Origin of the sequence: Alistipes shahii WAL 8301, from assembly GCF_025145845.1 — a bacterium.
Classification (GTDB): Bacteria; Bacteroidota; Bacteroidia; order Bacteroidales; family Rikenellaceae; genus Alistipes; species Alistipes shahii.
The window spans coordinates 1,045,392-1,062,896 of sequence record NZ_CP102253.1; the positions used below are offsets into that span (position 1 = coordinate 1,045,392).

The window sequence follows — 17,505 nt, forward strand, 5'->3', positions numbered from 1 at the left end:
AGCATCAGGACGGACCCGACAAATGCACAGCGAATCCAAACGGTATGATTTCGAACGGCTCTACATCGACTGCCAACCCCGGTTGACGGCCTATGCGCTGCGTTTCGTCAACAACCCCATCGAGGCGCAGGACCTGGTTCACGACTGCTTCATGGCGCTGTGGGACCGGCAAGCCCCCCTCGACCCCGAAGAGGCCCGCATGCTGCTGTTCGCCATGACCCGCAACCGATGCCTCAATTACCTGAAGCACAAAAGCATCGTCGACAAATACACGATCAGCTGCCTGGCCCGGGCGAAAATCGGGGAGGAGCGTCTTTACAACTACGATTTCTCCTTCGCCGAAAACGGGCATCCCTACCTGTATCAGGAGTTGGAACAGCAGATACAGCGCATCATGGACTCGCTGCCCGAACGCTGCCGCGAAGTGTTTTTGCTCAGCCGGTTCCAGGGGTTGAAGAACCGGGAAATAGCCGAACGGCTCCACATCTCCCTGCATACGGTCGAGCGGCACATCCAGCGCGCCCTGCGCATCTTCGCCGAAGCCCTCGAACGCGAACAATCCATTTACCTGCAAATACTGATCCTCGCCTGGCTGATGAACCAGCCGTCCTGAAGCCTTCCAGAGGCGAATTTCAAAAAATATGCGAATTTTTCCGGAACCGGGGGGGGGTAAAATCCGCCCCGATTGTTGTATGTATGTATGCGTACAACAACCGACCCCATGAACGAAAGCCTGAAAGAACTCGCCGTCCGCTATTTCGAAGGACCCATCGCCCCCGAAGAAGAGTGCGAACTCTTCGGATTCCTCGCCGCCTCGCCGGAAAACGCCGCCCTGATGCGCGAATGGGAACGCGAATGGAAACAACGGCACGTGCCGTCGGCCGACGTCCTCCGTTCGCTCGCCCGGCTCAACGGAAAAATAGAACGGCGCGAGAACCGAATCCGCGCCCGCCGGCGCTGGCTGCGGTTCTCGGCGGCAGCAGCCGTGCTCATCCTGATCTCGGCCTTCACCACCCGGCACCTCATACACACCGAAGACCCCGTGCAAATGTTCTCCGTACAGGCTCCCCAGGGAACCAACAGCCGCATATCGCTGCCCGACGGCAGCCAGGTGTGGCTCAACGCCGGATCGACCCTGAACTACCGGTCGGATTTCAACCGCTCGTCGCGCGACATCGGCCTTTCGGGCGAAGCCTACTTCGAGGTGGCCCGCAACGCCGACCTCCCCTTCCGGGTGCAGGCCCGGGGCTGCACGTTCACCGTGCTGGGCACCCGGTTCAACATCTCGGCCTACGACGAAGCCCCCGACGTATTGGCCGCGCTGATGGAAGGCTCGCTGCAATTCGAATCGTCCCGCAGCACGGAAACGATGGTTCCGGGCGACCTGATCACCTACGACTGCCGGACGATGGAGGCGTCGCGCAGGCAGGTCGACACCGACCAGTTCCGCAGCTGGATCGACGGCATCATCCGCTACGACGCGATCTCCCTCCCGGCCCTGCTCCGGCGGCTCGCCCGCGAATACGACGTGAAGATCGAACTCTGCACCGACGCGTTCGACGACAAGACCTTCCGCATATCGCTCACCGAGGCGCAGGACATCGAATCAATCATGGGCGGGTTGTGCGACATCCTGCCGATCAGCGTCAGGCGCGACACCTGCGGTTACCGCGTCGACAGCCGCCCCCGAAAAACCGAACCCTGAAAAAACTTCTTTCCAAACAAACCTAAATCTTAAAACTTATGCATGTAAATCTCCTATTCAAGAAGATTGCAGCGTTGATCCCGTGCCTGCTGCTGACAGTCGCCCTCAACGCGCAAACCGTCACCAAAGCCTTCCGGAGCGTTCCGCTGAAAACGGTGCTGGAAGAGGTGGAGCGGCAAACCGGCTACTCGATCCTCTTCGAAAACGAGGACGTCGACGTCAGCAGGCCGGTCACGGCAACGTTCAAGGACGCGACGCTTCAGACCGTGCTCGACACGGTGCTCGACAAATCGCTGCGCTATACCGTCAAAGGGGGGGGGAAACTGGTCACCATCTCCCGCCGCTCGCCGGTCTCCGCCCCGACGGCCCCGAACGGGGAGATGACCGTCGCCGGAACGGTCATCTCCTCGGCCGACAACCAGCCCATCGTCGGAGCCAACATCTATGTTGAGGGCACGAACGTCGGCACGACCACCGACGCCGGCGGCAACTACAAACTGACCGTGCCCGCTTCGGCCAAGACGGTCACCGTTTCGTTCCTGGGCTACGACACCAAGAAAATTTCCGTCCGGGACATCCACCTCTTCAAACTCATCACGCTGGCCGACGCTTCGAACAAACTCGAAGACGTGGTGGTGGTCGGCTTCGGCGTGCAGAAGAAAGAGTCGCTCGTGGGCGCCGTGCAGTCGGTCAAGCCGAGCGACCTGCAAACCTCGTCGAGCAACCTCTCGACCTCGTTCAGCGGCAAGATCGCCGGCGTGATCGCCGTGCAGAAATCGGGCGAGCCGGGCGCCGACGGCGCCAATTTCTGGATCCGCGGAATCTCGACCTTCGGATCGGGACAGTCGCCGCTGCTGATCCTCGACGGCGTGGAAATCACCAACCAGATGCTCAACAACATTCCGCCCGAGACCATCGAATCGTTCTCGGTGCTCAAGGACGCCACGGCAACAGCCCTTTACGGATCACGCGGCGCCAACGGCGTGATGCTCATCACCACCAAGAATGGCCGCGATTCGGAGAAGATGACCGTTAACGTGCGGGCTGAGTTGGGCGTGTCGGCCCCGACACGCATTCCTAAGATCGCCGACGGTGTAACCTTCATGGAGACCTACAACGAGGCCTGTGCCACGCGCGGCGAGAATCCACGTTATAGCCGCGAAAAAATCATGGGCACTAAACTGGGGCTCGATCCCTACGTTTATCCCAACGTAGATTGGTACGACATGCTTTTCAAAAACAGCACCTTCAACCAGAACTTCAACTTCAACATGACGGGCGGGGCCAAGAAGATCGACTATTTCCTCAATGCCTCGGCGTTTAATGAGAACGGTATCATGCGCGCCCCCTCCACCTCGAAGTTCGACACAAACATCAATTCGCAGAAATACCTTTTCCAAGCCAACGTCTCGGCCGACGCCACCAAAACCACGCGCGTATCGCTGAAGATGAACACCCAGCTGCACTACAATCATGCACCCATCGAAAGCGTTGGTTCGCTTTTCACCTATGCGCTTTCGGCCCTGCCCTGCGAATTTCCGGCCACGCTACCCGGCGAGGAGACTGACACGTTCGTGCGTTTCGGCACCGCGAACGCTTGGGATGGCAACACTTTCATCAACCCCTACGCCCAGCTCTGCCGCGGTTACAGCGATAAGTTCCGTGGCCATTTCACCTCGGCACTGACCGTCTGCCAGAACCTCGACTTCGTCACCAAAGGGTTGAGCCTAACCGGCATGGCCACATTCTATAACCGCGTTTATTCGGCTGTCAACCGCTCGTTCACGCCGTTCATGTATCAACTCTCTAGCTACGACGTAGACGCTGACGGCAATTACAGCTACACGAGCTCCTCGACTAATACCGGCACAACCTATCTGGGAACCAGCCGCGGTCGCGATGGCTACCGGGAACTGGCGTTCCAGGTCAAACTCGACTATGCACGCACTTTCAATAAGAAGCATGACGTGGGCGCAACGTTTGTTTACCATCAAAAAGAGCGCAACATGAATATTTCCGATGCCGAGGAGTATGCCTCGTTGCCCTACCGGCAACAGGGCCTCGCGGGCCGTGTTACCTACGGATTCGACAAGCGCTACCTGATCGAAGCCAATTTCGGTTACAACGGTTCGGAGAATTTCGCTCCGGGCAAACGCTTTGGATTCTTCCCCTCGATCGCCGGCGGATGGGTGATCTCGAACGAGCCTTTCTGGAAGGGGATCAAAGATAAGGTCAACCTCTTCAAGGTGCGCGCTTCATACGGTCTGGTTGGCAACGACGTAATCTCATCGAACTACAAGGACCGCTTTCCCTACCTAAGTACCGTGGCCATGGATCAGTGGTACGATGTGATGATTGGAACCAACTTCGACCAAAAACGAGGCCCTATTCTTTCAATCTACGGCAACGAAAACGCCACCTGGGAGGAGAGCCGCAAACTTGACATCGGCGTGGAGATCGGTCTATTCGACAGTTTGAACATCATCTTCGACTGGTTTAAGGAGAAGCGTTCGGGCATCTTTATGCAGCGTTCGTCGCTACCCTCGTCGTTCGGCATGTCGGGCATCACCCCTTGGGGCAACATTGGTAAGGTGGACAACCGCGGCGTAGACATCTCGATCGACTATAACAAAGCTTTCTCCAAAGATCTGATCCTCTCGCTGCGCGGTACGTTCACCTACGCCCACAACGAGATCGTTTCGATGGACGAACCCCAATACAAGTGGGGCTACCAATACAAGAAAGGCCACCCGATCAACTCGATTAACTGTCTGATCGCCGAGGGACTCTATCGGGATGAGGAAGATATCGCTTCGTCACCCAAGAGCGTCTACGCGACCCGCTATCCACTCCAGCCCGGCGACATTAAATACAAGGACTTGAACAATGACGAGGTCATCGACGACAACGACAAGTGCTGGAATGGCAACCCGACAGTCCCGGAGATCATATACGGATTCGGATTCTCGCTCAAATACAAGGGTTTCGACTGTTCGGCGTTCTTCCAAGGCCAGGGAAAAGTTTCAATTATCATGTATGATGCCCATCCTTTCTCGACTAAGGCCAAGCCGGGATTCGGGCTGATGCAATGGATCGCTGACGAACATTGGAGCGAGTCGAGCCCTGATCCCGACGCCAAATATCCGCGTCTCTCCTCGCAATGGAACGAACACAACGGCCAAGCCAACACGCTCTACGTGCGCAACGGCAAGATGCTACGTCTGAAGACCGCTGAAATCGGCTATTCCTACAAAATGATGCGTGTCTACGTTTCAGGAACCAATCTGCTGACTTTCTCACCATTCAAATACTGGGACCCCGAAAAAGGTTCGGGCAACGGATTGAGCTATCCGCTCCAACGGACGTTCAACCTCGGGTTCCAATTCAACTTCTAAACAATACCGCACGACCATGAAAAACATACTGATCACGCTTTCATTCCTGTTGCTGCTCACCTCATGCGAATACCTCGATGTCGTTCCCGAAGGCAAGGCCACGCAGGACGACATTTGGAAAACGACGCAACAGGCCGAGAAATACCGCTACTACATGCGCACTTACATGCCCAACCTGATTGGATATGACTGGTCGCCCGATCAGTTCGCCGGCGACGACATGATAACCGGCGGTGTGGGTACAACCTACTGGTTTTCCAGCAAGAGTCTCATCTACGGTGAGGAGAATGCTAATGTCACCTATTTCGGCAGATGGGCGCCTTACAGTACGAGCGGCGGTACAAACTATGACATCTACCGCGGCATCCGCTATGCCTTTTACTTGTTGGACAACGTCTACAAGGTACCGGCTATCAGTCCGGAGAATGCCGCCCGTTATGCCGGCGAAGCATGGTATTTGATCGGGTACTACCACCAATTGTTACTGGAATATTATGGTCCTATCATTCTGGTCAAAAGATACATTCCCAACGACGCCCCCGATTCGGAAATCTTTGTCCCCCGCTCGCCCTACGACGAGTGTGTGAAATACATAGCCGAATGCTATGACAAGGCAGCCGAACTGCTGCCCGAAACGGTCATCGATACCGAATTAGGACTTCCGACCAGGATGTCGGCACTGAGCTACAAGGCCCGCCTGCTACTCTATGCCGCCTCTCCGCTGGTCAACGGCAACTCCGACTATGTCGGATTCGACAATCACGACGGCACGCCGCTGATGAACACGACTTATGATCCCGAGAAATGGAAAAAGGCGATGGAGGCTGCGGCTGAAGCCATTTCTGTAGCCGAGAAATTCAACTCCGAACTCGGCCGGCAAAACTTCATGCTCTACACTTCGGCTGATTCGAGTCTGCCCAATGACGAGCGCGGTCGCCGCAACTACCGTGATGCCTTCACCAAAGAGCATTGGAACGGACTCGAATTTATCGAAGCCAAAGGCGACCGTGGTGGCTGTCAGACCCTGCAACAGTTGATGGGGCCCCGCCCGATCGCCAACAACATGTCGTTAGGCTGGAAGACCACCTCGGTTCCGACTATGGAGGCCGTCGAAATGTACTACACGAAGAACGGACTTCCGTGGGAGGACGACCCCGAAACCAAAGATATTGACCCCTATGCCTACAACGCCGAAGCCGGCACGGTCAACCTGCATCTCTACAAGGAACCGCGGTTCTATGCCTCAGTGGGTTACGACCGCGGCACGTATGAGATTGACGGCAAAGAAATCACGCTCTATCTGCGCGGCGGTGAATTGCATGGATCAACGCTCAAGGAGACCGATGAATATCAGAGTTGTACGGGTTATCTTTGCCAGAAATGGATTCCCAAGGCTTCAACCTACAGCATTCCGAGCAATTCGTTCAGTTTCTACTATTACGCTTACCCCTATCTGCGTCTGCCCGAACTCTACTTGAGCTATGCAGAAGCCGATTTCGAATATAACGGATCGCTGAGCACACAGAGTCTCGAATATATCAACCTGGTGCGCAAGCGTTGCGGCCTGCCTACGTTCCAAGCTTCGTGGGCCCTTGCCGGAGGCATTCCCACGGGTCAAAAACTGCGTAAGGTACTCCATCAGGAGCGCTCAATCGAGTTTCTGTTCGAAGGTCGCCGTTTCCACGACCTGCGCCGCTGGAAGGAAGCTCCCGAAGTGATGAACAAACAACCTCGCTCGTGGAACCGCGACGGAAAAACCGCCGAGGAGTTCTACCAGGTGATCGAAGCCAATCAGGGCGGACGTGTCCGTATCTTCGAGTCCCCGAAGAGCTATTGGATGGCAGTGCCGATGAGCGAAATCAATAAAAATCCGAATCTGGTGCAGAATCCCGGCTATTGATCGTTTTACACGCTAAAAATCAAATCTCATGAAAAAATACTTTTCGATACTTTACTGTCTCGCCGCGCTTGCCGCCGGATGCGACGACAACAACAAGGAGGCCCTCGCATTTGACCTGTCGACCGACGAATGGTCGTTTGCCAAGGAGGGCGGCACGCAAAACCTGATCGTTTTAGCCCCCGGAGTGTGGAAGGTTTCCGAGAAACCGGATTGGTGCACGCTGATCCCGGAGGGTGCCGAAAGATCGCGGGAAGTCAAGATCAACTGCTCGGCCAATACCGGAAAAAAGCGCGAGGGAACGCTTGTGCTGACCTGTGGCGATGAAACCCGCACGATTGCCGTGTTCCAGCAGGGAGCCTACATTGTAAAAGGCTTCCCCGTCGAATGGCTTTTTACGGCCGACTACTATGCCACAGGGAAATATACCAATGCCTTCGTCTTCGACAACGCCCTTCCGGCTGAAATCGGCGAAGGAACGATCAGCTATGTCCAAGATGCCGCGAATACGCGTACCATCCAAAAAGTTGTCGGCACAACCGGCCACCCTTATCTCTCAGGTTCTCTGACGGGCGATTACTGGCTTTTCCAGATTCCGGTCAAGGAGACGCTGCCTGCCGGTACAGTGATGCACATCAAGTTCATCACCCGTTCAGCGGCTGGAGCAGCCCGCTACTGGTCGCTTGAATACCTTGACAACGAAAGTTGGAAACCCATTTCTGCACAGCGCACCGCCCAAGTAGCCGGAGAATCAGTAATCTATACGCTCGATTTGGTCACAGACCTCACGGGCAACAAGAGAGTAGGTTCGGACAACGCACAGATCGACAATGATTTCACACTGAGCGCTCAGATCACTGCAGGCAACCGGTTGCAATGCCGGTTGCGCTGCGCTGCCGACATCGCCTGCAACGGTGAGAATCCCAACACAGGCAACCACCGTCTGGCAGGTGCCGTGGGAACCTCGCCGATAATCAGCGTCGTCTCCATTGACTGATTTTTTGTCACGAGAGCGGGCGGGCCGGGCCGAAGCCCTTCCGCCCGGTCTCTTAATAACCGAACTTATGGAACCGAACGAAAGACTGCTTTCATTGGATACCCTGCGGGGTTTTGACATGCTTTTCATCATGGGTTTTGCAGGCCTTATTACCGCAATATGTGCCCTTTGGCCCAATCCCATGACCGACGCCATAGCCCGGCAGATGGGTCATGTATCGTGGAACGGGCTGACCCAGCACGACACGATCTTCCCGCTATTTCTCTTCATCGCCGGAGTATCATTTCCTTTTTCGCTGTCCAAACAACGCGCCAGTGGAATCAGCGAAAGACGGATTCTGTTCAAGGTCATCCGCCGGGGAATGACGCTCATTGTTTTGGGAATGATCTACAATGGACTATTCCGCTTCGACTTCGCATCGCTGCGCGTGGCGAGCGTGTTGGGCCGGATCGGACTGGCGTGGATGTTCGCCTCCCTGCTTTACATGTATTGCAAAGTGCGCACACGAGCTGTTTTCGCGGCCGTCGTGCTGATCGGCTATTCGCTGCTGATGTACCTCGTCGTCGCACCCGACGCACCCGACGGCACCGATCCGCTTTCGGTAGCCGGGAATATCGCCGGATGGGTAGACCGCCAATGGCTTCCCGGGACATTCGCCTGTGGGTCGTTCGATCCCGAGGGATTGCTAAGCACGCTTCCGGCCATCGTCTCGGCATTGTTTGGCATGTTCACGGGCGAATTTCTGCTCCGGAAACGGTCGTCGCTCAGCGGCGAACAGATTGCACTTTGCATGGCGCTGGCCGCGGTGGCCATCACGGTAATTGGAATCATCTGGAATTGCTGGATACCCATAAACAAAAAACTATGGAGCAGTTCGTTCACCTGCGTGGTAACGGGCTATTCCTTGGGATTGTTTGCATTGTTCTACTACCTGATCGACGTGCGGGGCTGGAAACGGTGGACTTTTTTCTTCCGCGTAATAGGGTTGAATTCCATCACGATCTATCTGGCGCAACGAATCGTCGGGTTCGGCGGCATTGCGAATTTCTTTTTCGGCGGGGCGGCTTCCCATTGTCCCGAAGCGATAGCACGGGTGATCAGCAACGCAGGCTATGTCGCCATATGTTGGCTGTTTCTCTATTTTCTCTACCGAAAAAGCACATTCTTGAAAGTTTAACCCATCTAAAATGGCCAGCTGTATCTTCCAATACAAGCCAACGTTCGTCTGCCGAGATTTCAATAAAGGCTAATTACACAGGGGATTGGGAGATTCTATCTTCCGCATTGCGACTAATCCAAAATCACAAAACGAACCAAAAAGTGAAGGTTCTTAATTAAAATAAATCATGAAAAAACGCATCTCTTTTCTAATGATTTTGATTCTTACTGCGATCTGTGGCGAGATCTCGGCCCAACAGGATGTGGTGCAGGGAGCATCTGACCTGTCGAAATACATCCTGACCCCGAAAGCAGCTCCAACACCACGCATCAACGGTGCCCGTATCTTCGGTGTGCGTCCAGGCTCGGAATTTCTCTTCACGATCGCAGCGACGGGTATCCGCCCGATGATCTTCTCGGCCGAAGGACTACCTCGGGGACTGAAACTCAACCCCGCTACTGGTCGAATCACCGGCCGCGTGAAGAAAACGGGAGAATACACCGTCCGCCTGAGCGCCGAAAATGCGCTGGGGCGCTATGAACGCGACCTGCGGATCGTCGTGGGTGACGAAATCGCTCTCACCCCACCGATGGGCTGGAACAGTTGGAACTGCTGGGCACGCGACGTCACACAGGAACAGATACTTTCTTCGGCACGCGCAATGGTTGAAAAGGGGCTTGCCGACCACGGCTGGAGCTACATCAACATTGACGACGGTTGGCAAGGCCGGCGCGGAGGCCGATACAACGCCATTCAGCCCAACAAAAAATTTCCCGACATGGCGGCGCTCACGCGCGAGATTCACGACATGGGCTTGCGGGTGGGCATTTACTCGACTCCGTGGATCGGTACCTATGCCGCTCACATCGGCAGCTACTCGGACCGTCCCGATGGCGAAAATGAATGGATCGAAAAAGGATTGCACAACGAGAACTATCGTTATCAAAAACCGGGCGGTAACTACTGGGAGGATCGGTGTGAAGTTTGGCACCACGGCCCTTACTCTTTTGTGGAGGCCGATGTAAAACAGTGGGCAGAATGGGGAATTGACTACCTGAAATACGACTGGCATCCGTTGAACTACTACCACGTCAGGGAGATGTTTGACATGCTCAGGAAAATCGATCGCGACATCATCTTCAGCCTCTCGAACAGTGCACCCTACGGCGACGCTCCGGTCTGGCAACGTTATGCGAACTGCTGGCGCACGACAGGCGACATCCGCGATACATGGGAAAGCATAAGCCGCATCGGGTTCTCGCAGGACCGCTGGCTGGCTTTCAACCATCCGGGCCATTGGGCCGATTCCGACATGTTGGTTGTGGGGATGGTGGGCTGGGGCCCCAAATTGCATCCCACGAAACTGACAGCCGACGAACAGTATACGCACATCAGCCTCTGGTCTCTACTCGCCTCGCCGATGCTCATCGGTTGCGACATCGCACAGATGGATGATTTCACGATGAGCCTGCTCACCAACGATGAAGTCAACGACGTCAACCAAGACCCGCTGGGCATACAGGCTTACCCCGTCTGGCAGGAAAACAAGCAAGTAATCTATGCCAAACACCTTGAGGATGGTTCGATGGCCATCGGCTTCTTCAACCAGGATTCGCAACCGGCGAAGATGGGCATTTCGCTCCGCCAGTTGGGATTGCGCGGCGAACAGACGGTACGCGACCTTTGGCAACAGAAGGACTTGATGAAAACTTCCGACCACTTCGAGACCGAAGTGGCGTCCCACGGCGTCGTACTCGTGAAGTTCTTGCCAGGGAACAGCCGTGCGCAGATAACTGAAAAACCGTAAGTCACTTCGCAGATCATAATTATTCTCAATTGCACACGTAGTTGAAAATCTTCTGCGCCATGAACGTAAATACGAATTAAGTCGATGAAACATTAAAAGCTACTTAAAACATGAAACGAAACTCATTCCGAAATCTGCTCCGCACGCTGGCCGGATCAGGGATCATCGCGGCCTGCCTCTGCTCGTGCGGGCCCCGTCACAACACCCTCACCGAAGCCGAAATCGCCGACGGCTGGCAACTGCTCTTCGACGGCAAGACGCTCGACCAATGGAAAGACTTCAACGGCGATTCGCTCACGCAGCCGTGGCACGTCGTGGACGGCTGCATCCAGGCCGCGGGCGACGGCAGCGACCTGTCGGGATACATCGTCACCAAAAAGCAGTATGAGAACTTCATCCTCGACTGGGACTGGAAGCTCTCCTACGGCGGCAACAGCGGCATGCTCTACCACGTGGTCGAGAACCCCTATTTCAAGGTTCCCTATGTCACCGGGCCGGAGTACCAGCTGATCGACAACGCAGGCTGGGAGGCCACGAACGCCCCGACCCGGCTCGAAGAGTGGCAGAAACTGGGCGTGGACTACGCCATGCACCTGCCGAATCCCGATTCGCTGCTGGTCAACCCGCAGGGCGAGTGGAACTCGTCGCGCATCGTCTGCGACAACGGCCACGTGGAGCATTGGCTCAACGGCCGCAAGATCCTCGAATTCGAAGCCTGGACCGACGACTGGTTCGCCCGCAAGAACAGCGGCAAATGGGAGACGGCTCCCGAATACGGACTGGCGCACCGCGGCGTGCTGTGCCTCCAGGACCACGGCTACCCCGCTTCGTTCCGCAACCTGAAAATCAAGGAGCTGCCCCGCAAGGCCGGCCGGGAGGTCGAACTCTTCAACGGCCGCGACCTCACGGGATGGGAAGCCTACGGAACCGAGAAATGGTATGTCGACAAGGACGGCCTGCTGGTCTGCGAGAGCGGTCCCGACAAAAAATACGGTTACCTCGCCACGCGCGAATACTACGATGATTTCGACCTGACGGTGGAGTTCAAGCAGCTCGCCAACGGCAACTCCGGCGTCTTTTTCCGCTCGTTCGTCGAGCCGCCGGTGAAGGTCCACGGCTGGCAGTGCGAAGTGGCACCGAAGAACCACGACACGGCGGGCATCTACGAGTCCTACGGCCGCGGATGGCTGGTGCAGATTCCCGACGAGAAGGAGTCGATTCTCAAGGAGGGGGATTGGAACACGCTGCGGCTGAAGGTCCAGGGCGACCGCGTGCAGACGTGGCTCAACGGCGAGGAGATGGTGGACATCACCGACGCGAAGATCGGCGCCGCGCAGGGACGCATCGCCTTGCAGATTCACGACGGAGGAGGCATCAAGGTCCTCTGGCGCAACATCCGGCTGACGACCCTGTAAACAAACGGCGGTTCCCATCCGACGGAACCGCTGTTTCCTCTACCTATTTTATTGACTGCATCCAAAAAAACACAACCTGAAATACTATGAGTAACCGCAGAGATTTTCTGAAAAAGGCAGGCGGGCTGGCGCTGCTGACCATCGTGCCGCGCAGCGTGCTCGGAGGCACCAAATTCGTCGCCCCGAGCGACCAGCTCACGAAGGGCATCATCGGCGTGGGCGGCATCGGCAAGAGCAGCTATCATTTCACCTCCAACGATGCATGCCGCCTGGTGGCGGTCTGCGACGTCGACCGCAAACACCTCGAAAGCGCCATCGCGCTGGGCCGCAAGAAGTTCGACAAGACCCTCGAAAGCTATCACGACTACCGGGATCTGATCACCGACCCCAACGTCGACATCGTACACATCGCCACCCCGCCCCACTGGCACGGCATCATGGCCGTCGAGGCGGCCAAGGCCGGCAAGGACATCTGGTGCGAGAAGCCGATGACGCGCACCATCGGCGAGGGCAAGCGCGTGGTGGAGGCCGTCCGGCAGAACGGACGCATCTTCCGCCTGAACACCTGGTTCCGCTTCAAGGACACCTTCTACGGACTGGGCACGACGGTCGAACCGCTCAAGAAACTCGTCGACAGCGGCCTGCTGGGATGGCCCCTCAAGGTGACCATCTCCGGAGCCACGGGATTCACCTGGAAATTCTTCTGGGTGGGGCAGGAGAACCTCAAGCCCCAATCCGTCCCGGAAGAGCTGGACTACGACATGTGGCTCGGCCCGGCGCCCTACAAACCCTACAACAAACACCGCGTGCACGCCACGTTCCGCGGCTACTGGGACTACGACGGCGGCGGACTCACGGATATGGGACAGCACTACATGGACCCCGTGCAGTACCTGTTGGGCAAGGACGACACCTCGCCCGTGAAGATCGAGGTCGACGCTCCGCAGCAGCATCCCGACGCCGTGGGCATCTGGCGCAAGATCGTATACACCTACGACGACGGCTGTCAGATCGTCCTCGAAGGCGAGGGCTACGAAAGCAAGGGCAAGGTCCCCTACATCGAAGGTCCGCTGGGCAAGGTGTATCAGGGTTTCGAGTGCACGATTCCCGACGTCATGGAGAAGATCGCCGAAATGCCCGACCCCGAACCGCAGAACACCGATTTCCTGGCATGCGTGCGCAACCGCGAGCCTTTCGCCCTCGACGAGCTCAAGGGACACCGCAGCTCCACGCTCGTGAACCTCGGGGCATGCGCCCTGCGCCTGAACCGCACGCTGCATTTCGATCCCGACAAGCAGCTCTTCGTCGGAGACGAGGCCGCAAACCGGCTCATCGACCAGCCGATGCGCACGCCGTGGAAAATCTGATAACGTCCAAAACCTGAAAAAAACATGAAAAAGATATTTATCACCATACTCCTCGCCGCCCTGATGCCCTTCGCAGCCGGTGCGCAGGACGCGCGCCAGCGCACCGCCGAGACGATCGTTGCGGACGCCCTGGCCCAACTCCCGGCCCAGACGCCCAAGGCGTTCGACAGCCTGATGCAGGAACTCGCGGCGACCGGAGCCGACGGAATCCGGATGATGGCCGCCATGCTCGTGCCCGCAGCGGAAGGCAAGAACGCCCCCGTGGAATACGCCATCAACGGGGTGGTGAGCTACGTGACCGCCGCAGGCCGCGAAGAGCTGGCGCGGGAGATCCGCGCCGGACTGACGGACGCCGTCGCCGCCTCGACGGACAAACCCAACCAGGCATTCCTGCTCTCGCAGCTGCAACTATGCGCAACGGCGGCCGAAGCCCCCGTATTCGTGAAATACGCCGCGGACGAATACCTCGCCGACTACGCCGTGCGCGGACTGATCTCCACGCCCGGAACCGACGGGGAGATCCTCGCACTGATCGACGCAAGCCCGGCCCCGGACGCCCTGCTGGCCTATGCCGCCGCGGAGAAGCGCCTTGCGGCCGCAGAGCCCGCGCTGCTGAAATGGGCCGCAGACCCCAAGGCCGGCACGCCGACGAAAGAGGCTGTCTATAACGCGCTGGCCAAGTGCGGCACAGCCGCCTCGATCGCGCCGCTCGCAGCAGCCGCAAAGGCCGACGGATACGCCTTCACGAAAACGGACGCAACGGGCGCCTACGTCGCCCTGCTCGCACGGCTCGCGGCAGCAGGAAACAGCAAGGCCGTCGCCGCCGCCAAGGCCCTGCGCAAAACCGGCATGCCGCAGAACGTCCGGGCCGCAGGTCTGGGAATAGTCCTCGGCACGGACGCCAAAAAACAGACGCCGGAACTGCTCGCCGCGCTGAAAGACGCCGACCGCGAATACCGCTGCGCGGCGCTCGACTTCGCCGGCGATTTCGCCGACGACGCCCTCTACGCCGCAGTCGTGAAGAAAATGCCGTCGCTCTCCGACGCCGCGAAAACCGACGTCGTGAGCTGGCTCGGCGCCCGCCACGCCGCATCGCAGGCCAACGCCGTGATCGCGGCCATTTCCTCGGCCGACGAGGAACTGGCCCTGGCCGCCATCCGCGCCGCCGGGAAAATCGGAGGACAGGAGGCGCTCAACGCGCTCGTCGCACAGCTCGGAGGCGCACATGCCAAAGAGGCCTCGGCAGCTCTCGCGGCATTCAACGGAAAGCCCAACGCAGCGTTCGTCGCAGCTCTCGACGGCACGCCCGCCACGCAGGCCAACGCCCTGAAACTCGTGGCAAAAAGGCGCATCACCTCCGCAGCCGACAAGGTGTTCGCGCTGCTGAACTCCCCTGACAGGGCGGTGCGCACGGCAGCCTACGGCGCGCTGGCAGGCGTCACGACCCCCGCGGACTTCAACCGTCTGTGCGGCCTGCTGAACCAGGCGCAGGAGGACGACGTGAAGGCCCTTCAGGCCGGATTGAAGAACGCACTGGCCAAAGAGTCCTCCGACATGCAGTACAAGATGGTGGCAGGGCAGATGGCCGCCGCCCCCGAAAAGGCCCGCTACTATCCCCTGCTGGCGCAGGCCGCCAGCAAAGAGGCGATCGACGCCCTGCTGGCCGCCGACGACCGCCAGGCCGCATTCGCGGCCCTGCTGACGGTTCAAAACCCCGCGATGGTCGACGTGTTGTATGATCTCGCCCGGCAGAACCCCGCATGGACCGACGCCGCAATTTCGCGCTACACGGACTTCGTCTCGAAGTCGCGCAATACGCCCATGCGCAAATACCAGCTATACCGCCGCGGACTGGAGGCGAAACCCTCGCCCAAGGTACAGAACAAACTGCTTAAAGCGCTCTCCAAAACCCCGGTATTCCCGGCGCTGACGCTCGCCGTGAACTACATGGACGCACCCGCGACGGCCGAAACCGCCGCAATGGTCGTGAAGACCGTCGCTGCGAAGAACCCCGCGCTGGGAGGAGAAACGGTAGCAGCAGCCCTGAAAAAGGCCCAGGAGGTATATGCCGGACTGGCCAAATCCGACGCCGACGCAGGTTACGCCGTCGACGAGATAAAGGGACTTATGGCAAAACTCCCCGAGGCCGGATTCGAGCCCCTGTCGCTCGAACCGGAGAACCGGAAAGCCGTAGTCGGAAACCCCGAGACCCGCAAGGCGATGAAGGCCAAGGCGCTGGCGAAAGCGCAAACAGAGGCCCGGGCCGCGATGGCGAAGAACTGGATCGCAGAAAACGGCGTCCTGACCGGGGCCGCTGACGGAGGAACGATCGGATCGGCGAAAAATTACGAAAACTTCGAACTGATCCTCGACTGGAAGACCGAAGGCGAGGCCGCGATGGGCATCCGCTCGATCCCGCAGATCGCACTCGGAGGAAAGAACTCCGGAGCCTTGACGGGCAACATGCTCCACGACAACGCCGCACCCAAAGCGGCCGCGAACGGCCCGCAGGAGTGGAACACAATGCAGGTGAAGGTGGTCAGCGACCGCGTGACGGTCGTACTCAACGGCGTCACGACCGCCGAGAACGTAATCCTCGAAAACGCATGCAACCGGGAGATTCCCGCCTACGCAGAGGGACAGATCCTGCTCATCGCGGGAAATGCGCCCCTCAACGTCCGCGAAATGTACATCCGCGAACTGCCCGCCACGCCGCGCTTCGAACTCTCGGAGGAAGAGGCTGCCGACGGCTTCGAGGTGCTCTTCGACGGTACGTCGATGCACAAGTGGACCGGGAACACCACCAACTACGTCCCCGTCGACGGAACGATCTACGTGACGGCGCAGTACGGCGGATCGGGCAACCTCTACACCAAGAAGGAGTACGGAGATTTCGTCCTGCGATTCGAATTCGCCTTCGACAGAGAGGGCGTCAACAACGGCATCGGCATACGCACCCCCATGGGCGTCGACGCCGCCTATCACGGCATGGAGATTCAGGTGCTCGACCACGACGCTCCGATCTACAAGAACCTGCGCGTATACCAGCAGCACGGATCGGTCTACGGAATTATCCCGGCCAAACGCGTGAAATTCCCGCCCCTGGGAACATGGAACGTCGAGGAGATACGCGCCGTGGGAGACCGAATCACCGTGACGGTAAACGGCGAGGTGATTCTCGACGGAGACATCCGGCAGGCCTGCCAAGGCCACAACGTGGCCCCCGACGGCGGGAAAAACAACCCCTACACCGTGGACCACAAGAACCATCCCGGACTCTTCAACGCCTCGGGACACATCGGACTGCTCGGACACGGAGCCGGAATCAAGTTCCGAAACATACGAATCAAGGAGCTGCCCGCGGCGAAGACCAAAAAATAGCCCTGACCCTCTGAAAGCGAACCCGCCCGAAATTCGGGCGGGTTTTTGCGAACAGCAGGCCCGAATATCGCAAAAATTGTGTTATATTTGCAAAAAATAGGCCGGAGCGCAGCCTCCGCGCCGCCGAGTTCAGAATAAAAACCTAAAAGAAAAAACCATGCTTATCCCTTGTGCAATCGGTTACGGGCAGATCATCGTAATCGTATTGGTAGTCATCCTGCTCTTCGGAGGCAAGAAAATCCCCGAACTGATGCGCGGACTGGGCCGCGGCGTCAAAGAATTCAAGGATGCCGTCAACAAAGACTATACGGCCGAAGACAACAAACCCGGAGACAAATCCGACTCCGGAAAGACCGAGTAATCACACCTGTTCCGCGGCGGC

The 17,505-nt window shown here is 57.9% G+C and carries 11 protein-coding genes; all 11 read left to right on the top strand.

Annotation, left to right across the window (positions count from 1 at the left end; translation table 11 throughout):
- Positions 1-22 precede the first annotated feature (22 nt).
- Positions 23-613, top strand: coding sequence for an RNA polymerase sigma-70 factor (locus NQ492_RS04525; protein ID WP_015548088.1), 591 nt, complete (start codon positions 23-25; stop codon positions 611-613).
- A 108-nt stretch (positions 614-721) separates the two neighbouring features.
- Positions 722-1,705 carry a FecR family protein gene (locus tag NQ492_RS04530; RefSeq protein WP_015548089.1) on the top strand — a complete coding sequence of 328 codons (984 nt, stop codon included), beginning with the start codon at positions 722-724 and terminating at the stop codon, positions 1,703-1,705.
- Positions 1,706-1,743: 38 nt separating this feature from the next.
- Positions 1,744-5,100, top strand: a complete 3,357-nt coding sequence (locus NQ492_RS04535) for a SusC/RagA family TonB-linked outer membrane protein (RefSeq protein WP_231839948.1) — start codon at positions 1,744-1,746, stop codon at positions 5,098-5,100.
- A 16-nt stretch (positions 5,101-5,116) separates the two neighbouring features.
- Positions 5,117-7,000 (top strand): RagB/SusD family nutrient uptake outer membrane protein, encoded by a 1,884-nt coding sequence (locus NQ492_RS04540; RefSeq protein ID WP_015548090.1) that lies wholly within the window; start codon positions 5,117-5,119, stop codon positions 6,998-7,000.
- 28 nt (positions 7,001-7,028) lie between these two features.
- Positions 7,029-7,994: a BACON domain-containing protein gene (locus NQ492_RS04545; protein WP_015548091.1), complete on the top strand. Its 966-nt coding sequence runs from the start codon at positions 7,029-7,031 to the stop codon at positions 7,992-7,994.
- Positions 7,995-8,061: 67 nt separating this feature from the next.
- Complete coding sequence (locus NQ492_RS04550; RefSeq protein ID WP_083810302.1) at positions 8,062-9,171, top strand: acyltransferase family protein; 1,110 nt, start codon at positions 8,062-8,064, stop codon at positions 9,169-9,171.
- 169 nt (positions 9,172-9,340) lie between these two features.
- Entirely contained in the window at positions 9,341-10,960 is a 1,620-nt protein-coding gene (locus tag NQ492_RS04555; protein ID WP_044054618.1) for a putative Ig domain-containing protein, read from the top strand.
- 110 nt (positions 10,961-11,070) lie between these two features.
- Complete coding sequence (locus NQ492_RS04560) at positions 11,071-12,375, top strand: 3-keto-disaccharide hydrolase (RefSeq protein WP_259873819.1); 1,305 nt, start codon at positions 11,071-11,073, stop codon at positions 12,373-12,375.
- An 86-nt stretch (positions 12,376-12,461) separates the two neighbouring features.
- Positions 12,462-13,742, top strand: a complete 1,281-nt coding sequence (locus tag NQ492_RS04565; RefSeq protein ID WP_015547244.1) for a Gfo/Idh/MocA family oxidoreductase — start codon at positions 12,462-12,464, stop codon at positions 13,740-13,742.
- A gap of 24 nt (positions 13,743-13,766) precedes the next feature.
- Positions 13,767-17,123 (top strand): DUF1080 domain-containing protein, encoded by a 3,357-nt coding sequence (locus tag NQ492_RS04570; RefSeq protein WP_259873821.1) that lies wholly within the window; start codon positions 13,767-13,769, stop codon positions 17,121-17,123.
- A 157-nt stretch (positions 17,124-17,280) separates the two neighbouring features.
- The gene (locus tag NQ492_RS04575) at positions 17,281-17,484 is read left to right on the top strand and encodes a Sec-independent protein translocase subunit TatA/TatB (protein WP_022062525.1); all 204 of its coding nucleotides are present in this window, start codon (positions 17,281-17,283) and stop codon (positions 17,482-17,484) included.
- Positions 17,485-17,505 lie beyond the last annotated feature (21 nt).

Bases quoted from the DNA above. Each gene is read 5' to 3' on its own strand.
- NQ492_RS04545 (WP_015548091.1), top strand. From the start codon at position 7,029: ATGAAAAAATACTTTTCGATACTTTACTGTCTCGCCGCGCTTGCCGCC.
- NQ492_RS04570 (WP_259873821.1), top strand. From the start codon at position 13,767: ATGAAAAAGATATTTATCACCATACTCCTCGCCGCCCTGATGCCCTTC.
- NQ492_RS04575 (WP_022062525.1), top strand. From the start codon at position 17,281: ATGCTTATCCCTTGTGCAATCGGTTACGGGCAGATCATCGTAATCGTA.
- NQ492_RS04555 (WP_044054618.1), top strand. From the start codon at position 9,341: ATGAAAAAACGCATCTCTTTTCTAATGATTTTGATTCTTACTGCGATC.
- NQ492_RS04535 (WP_231839948.1), top strand. From the start codon at position 1,744: ATGCATGTAAATCTCCTATTCAAGAAGATTGCAGCGTTGATCCCGTGC.
- NQ492_RS04530 (WP_015548089.1), top strand. From the start codon at position 722: ATGAACGAAAGCCTGAAAGAACTCGCCGTCCGCTATTTCGAAGGACCC.
- NQ492_RS04560 (WP_259873819.1), top strand. From the start codon at position 11,071: ATGAAACGAAACTCATTCCGAAATCTGCTCCGCACGCTGGCCGGATCA.
- NQ492_RS04565 (WP_015547244.1), top strand. From the start codon at position 12,462: ATGAGTAACCGCAGAGATTTTCTGAAAAAGGCAGGCGGGCTGGCGCTG.
- NQ492_RS04550 (WP_083810302.1), top strand. From the start codon at position 8,062: ATGGAACCGAACGAAAGACTGCTTTCATTGGATACCCTGCGGGGTTTT.
- NQ492_RS04540 (WP_015548090.1), top strand. From the start codon at position 5,117: ATGAAAAACATACTGATCACGCTTTCATTCCTGTTGCTGCTCACCTCA.
- NQ492_RS04525 (WP_015548088.1), top strand. From the start codon at position 23: ATGCACAGCGAATCCAAACGGTATGATTTCGAACGGCTCTACATCGAC.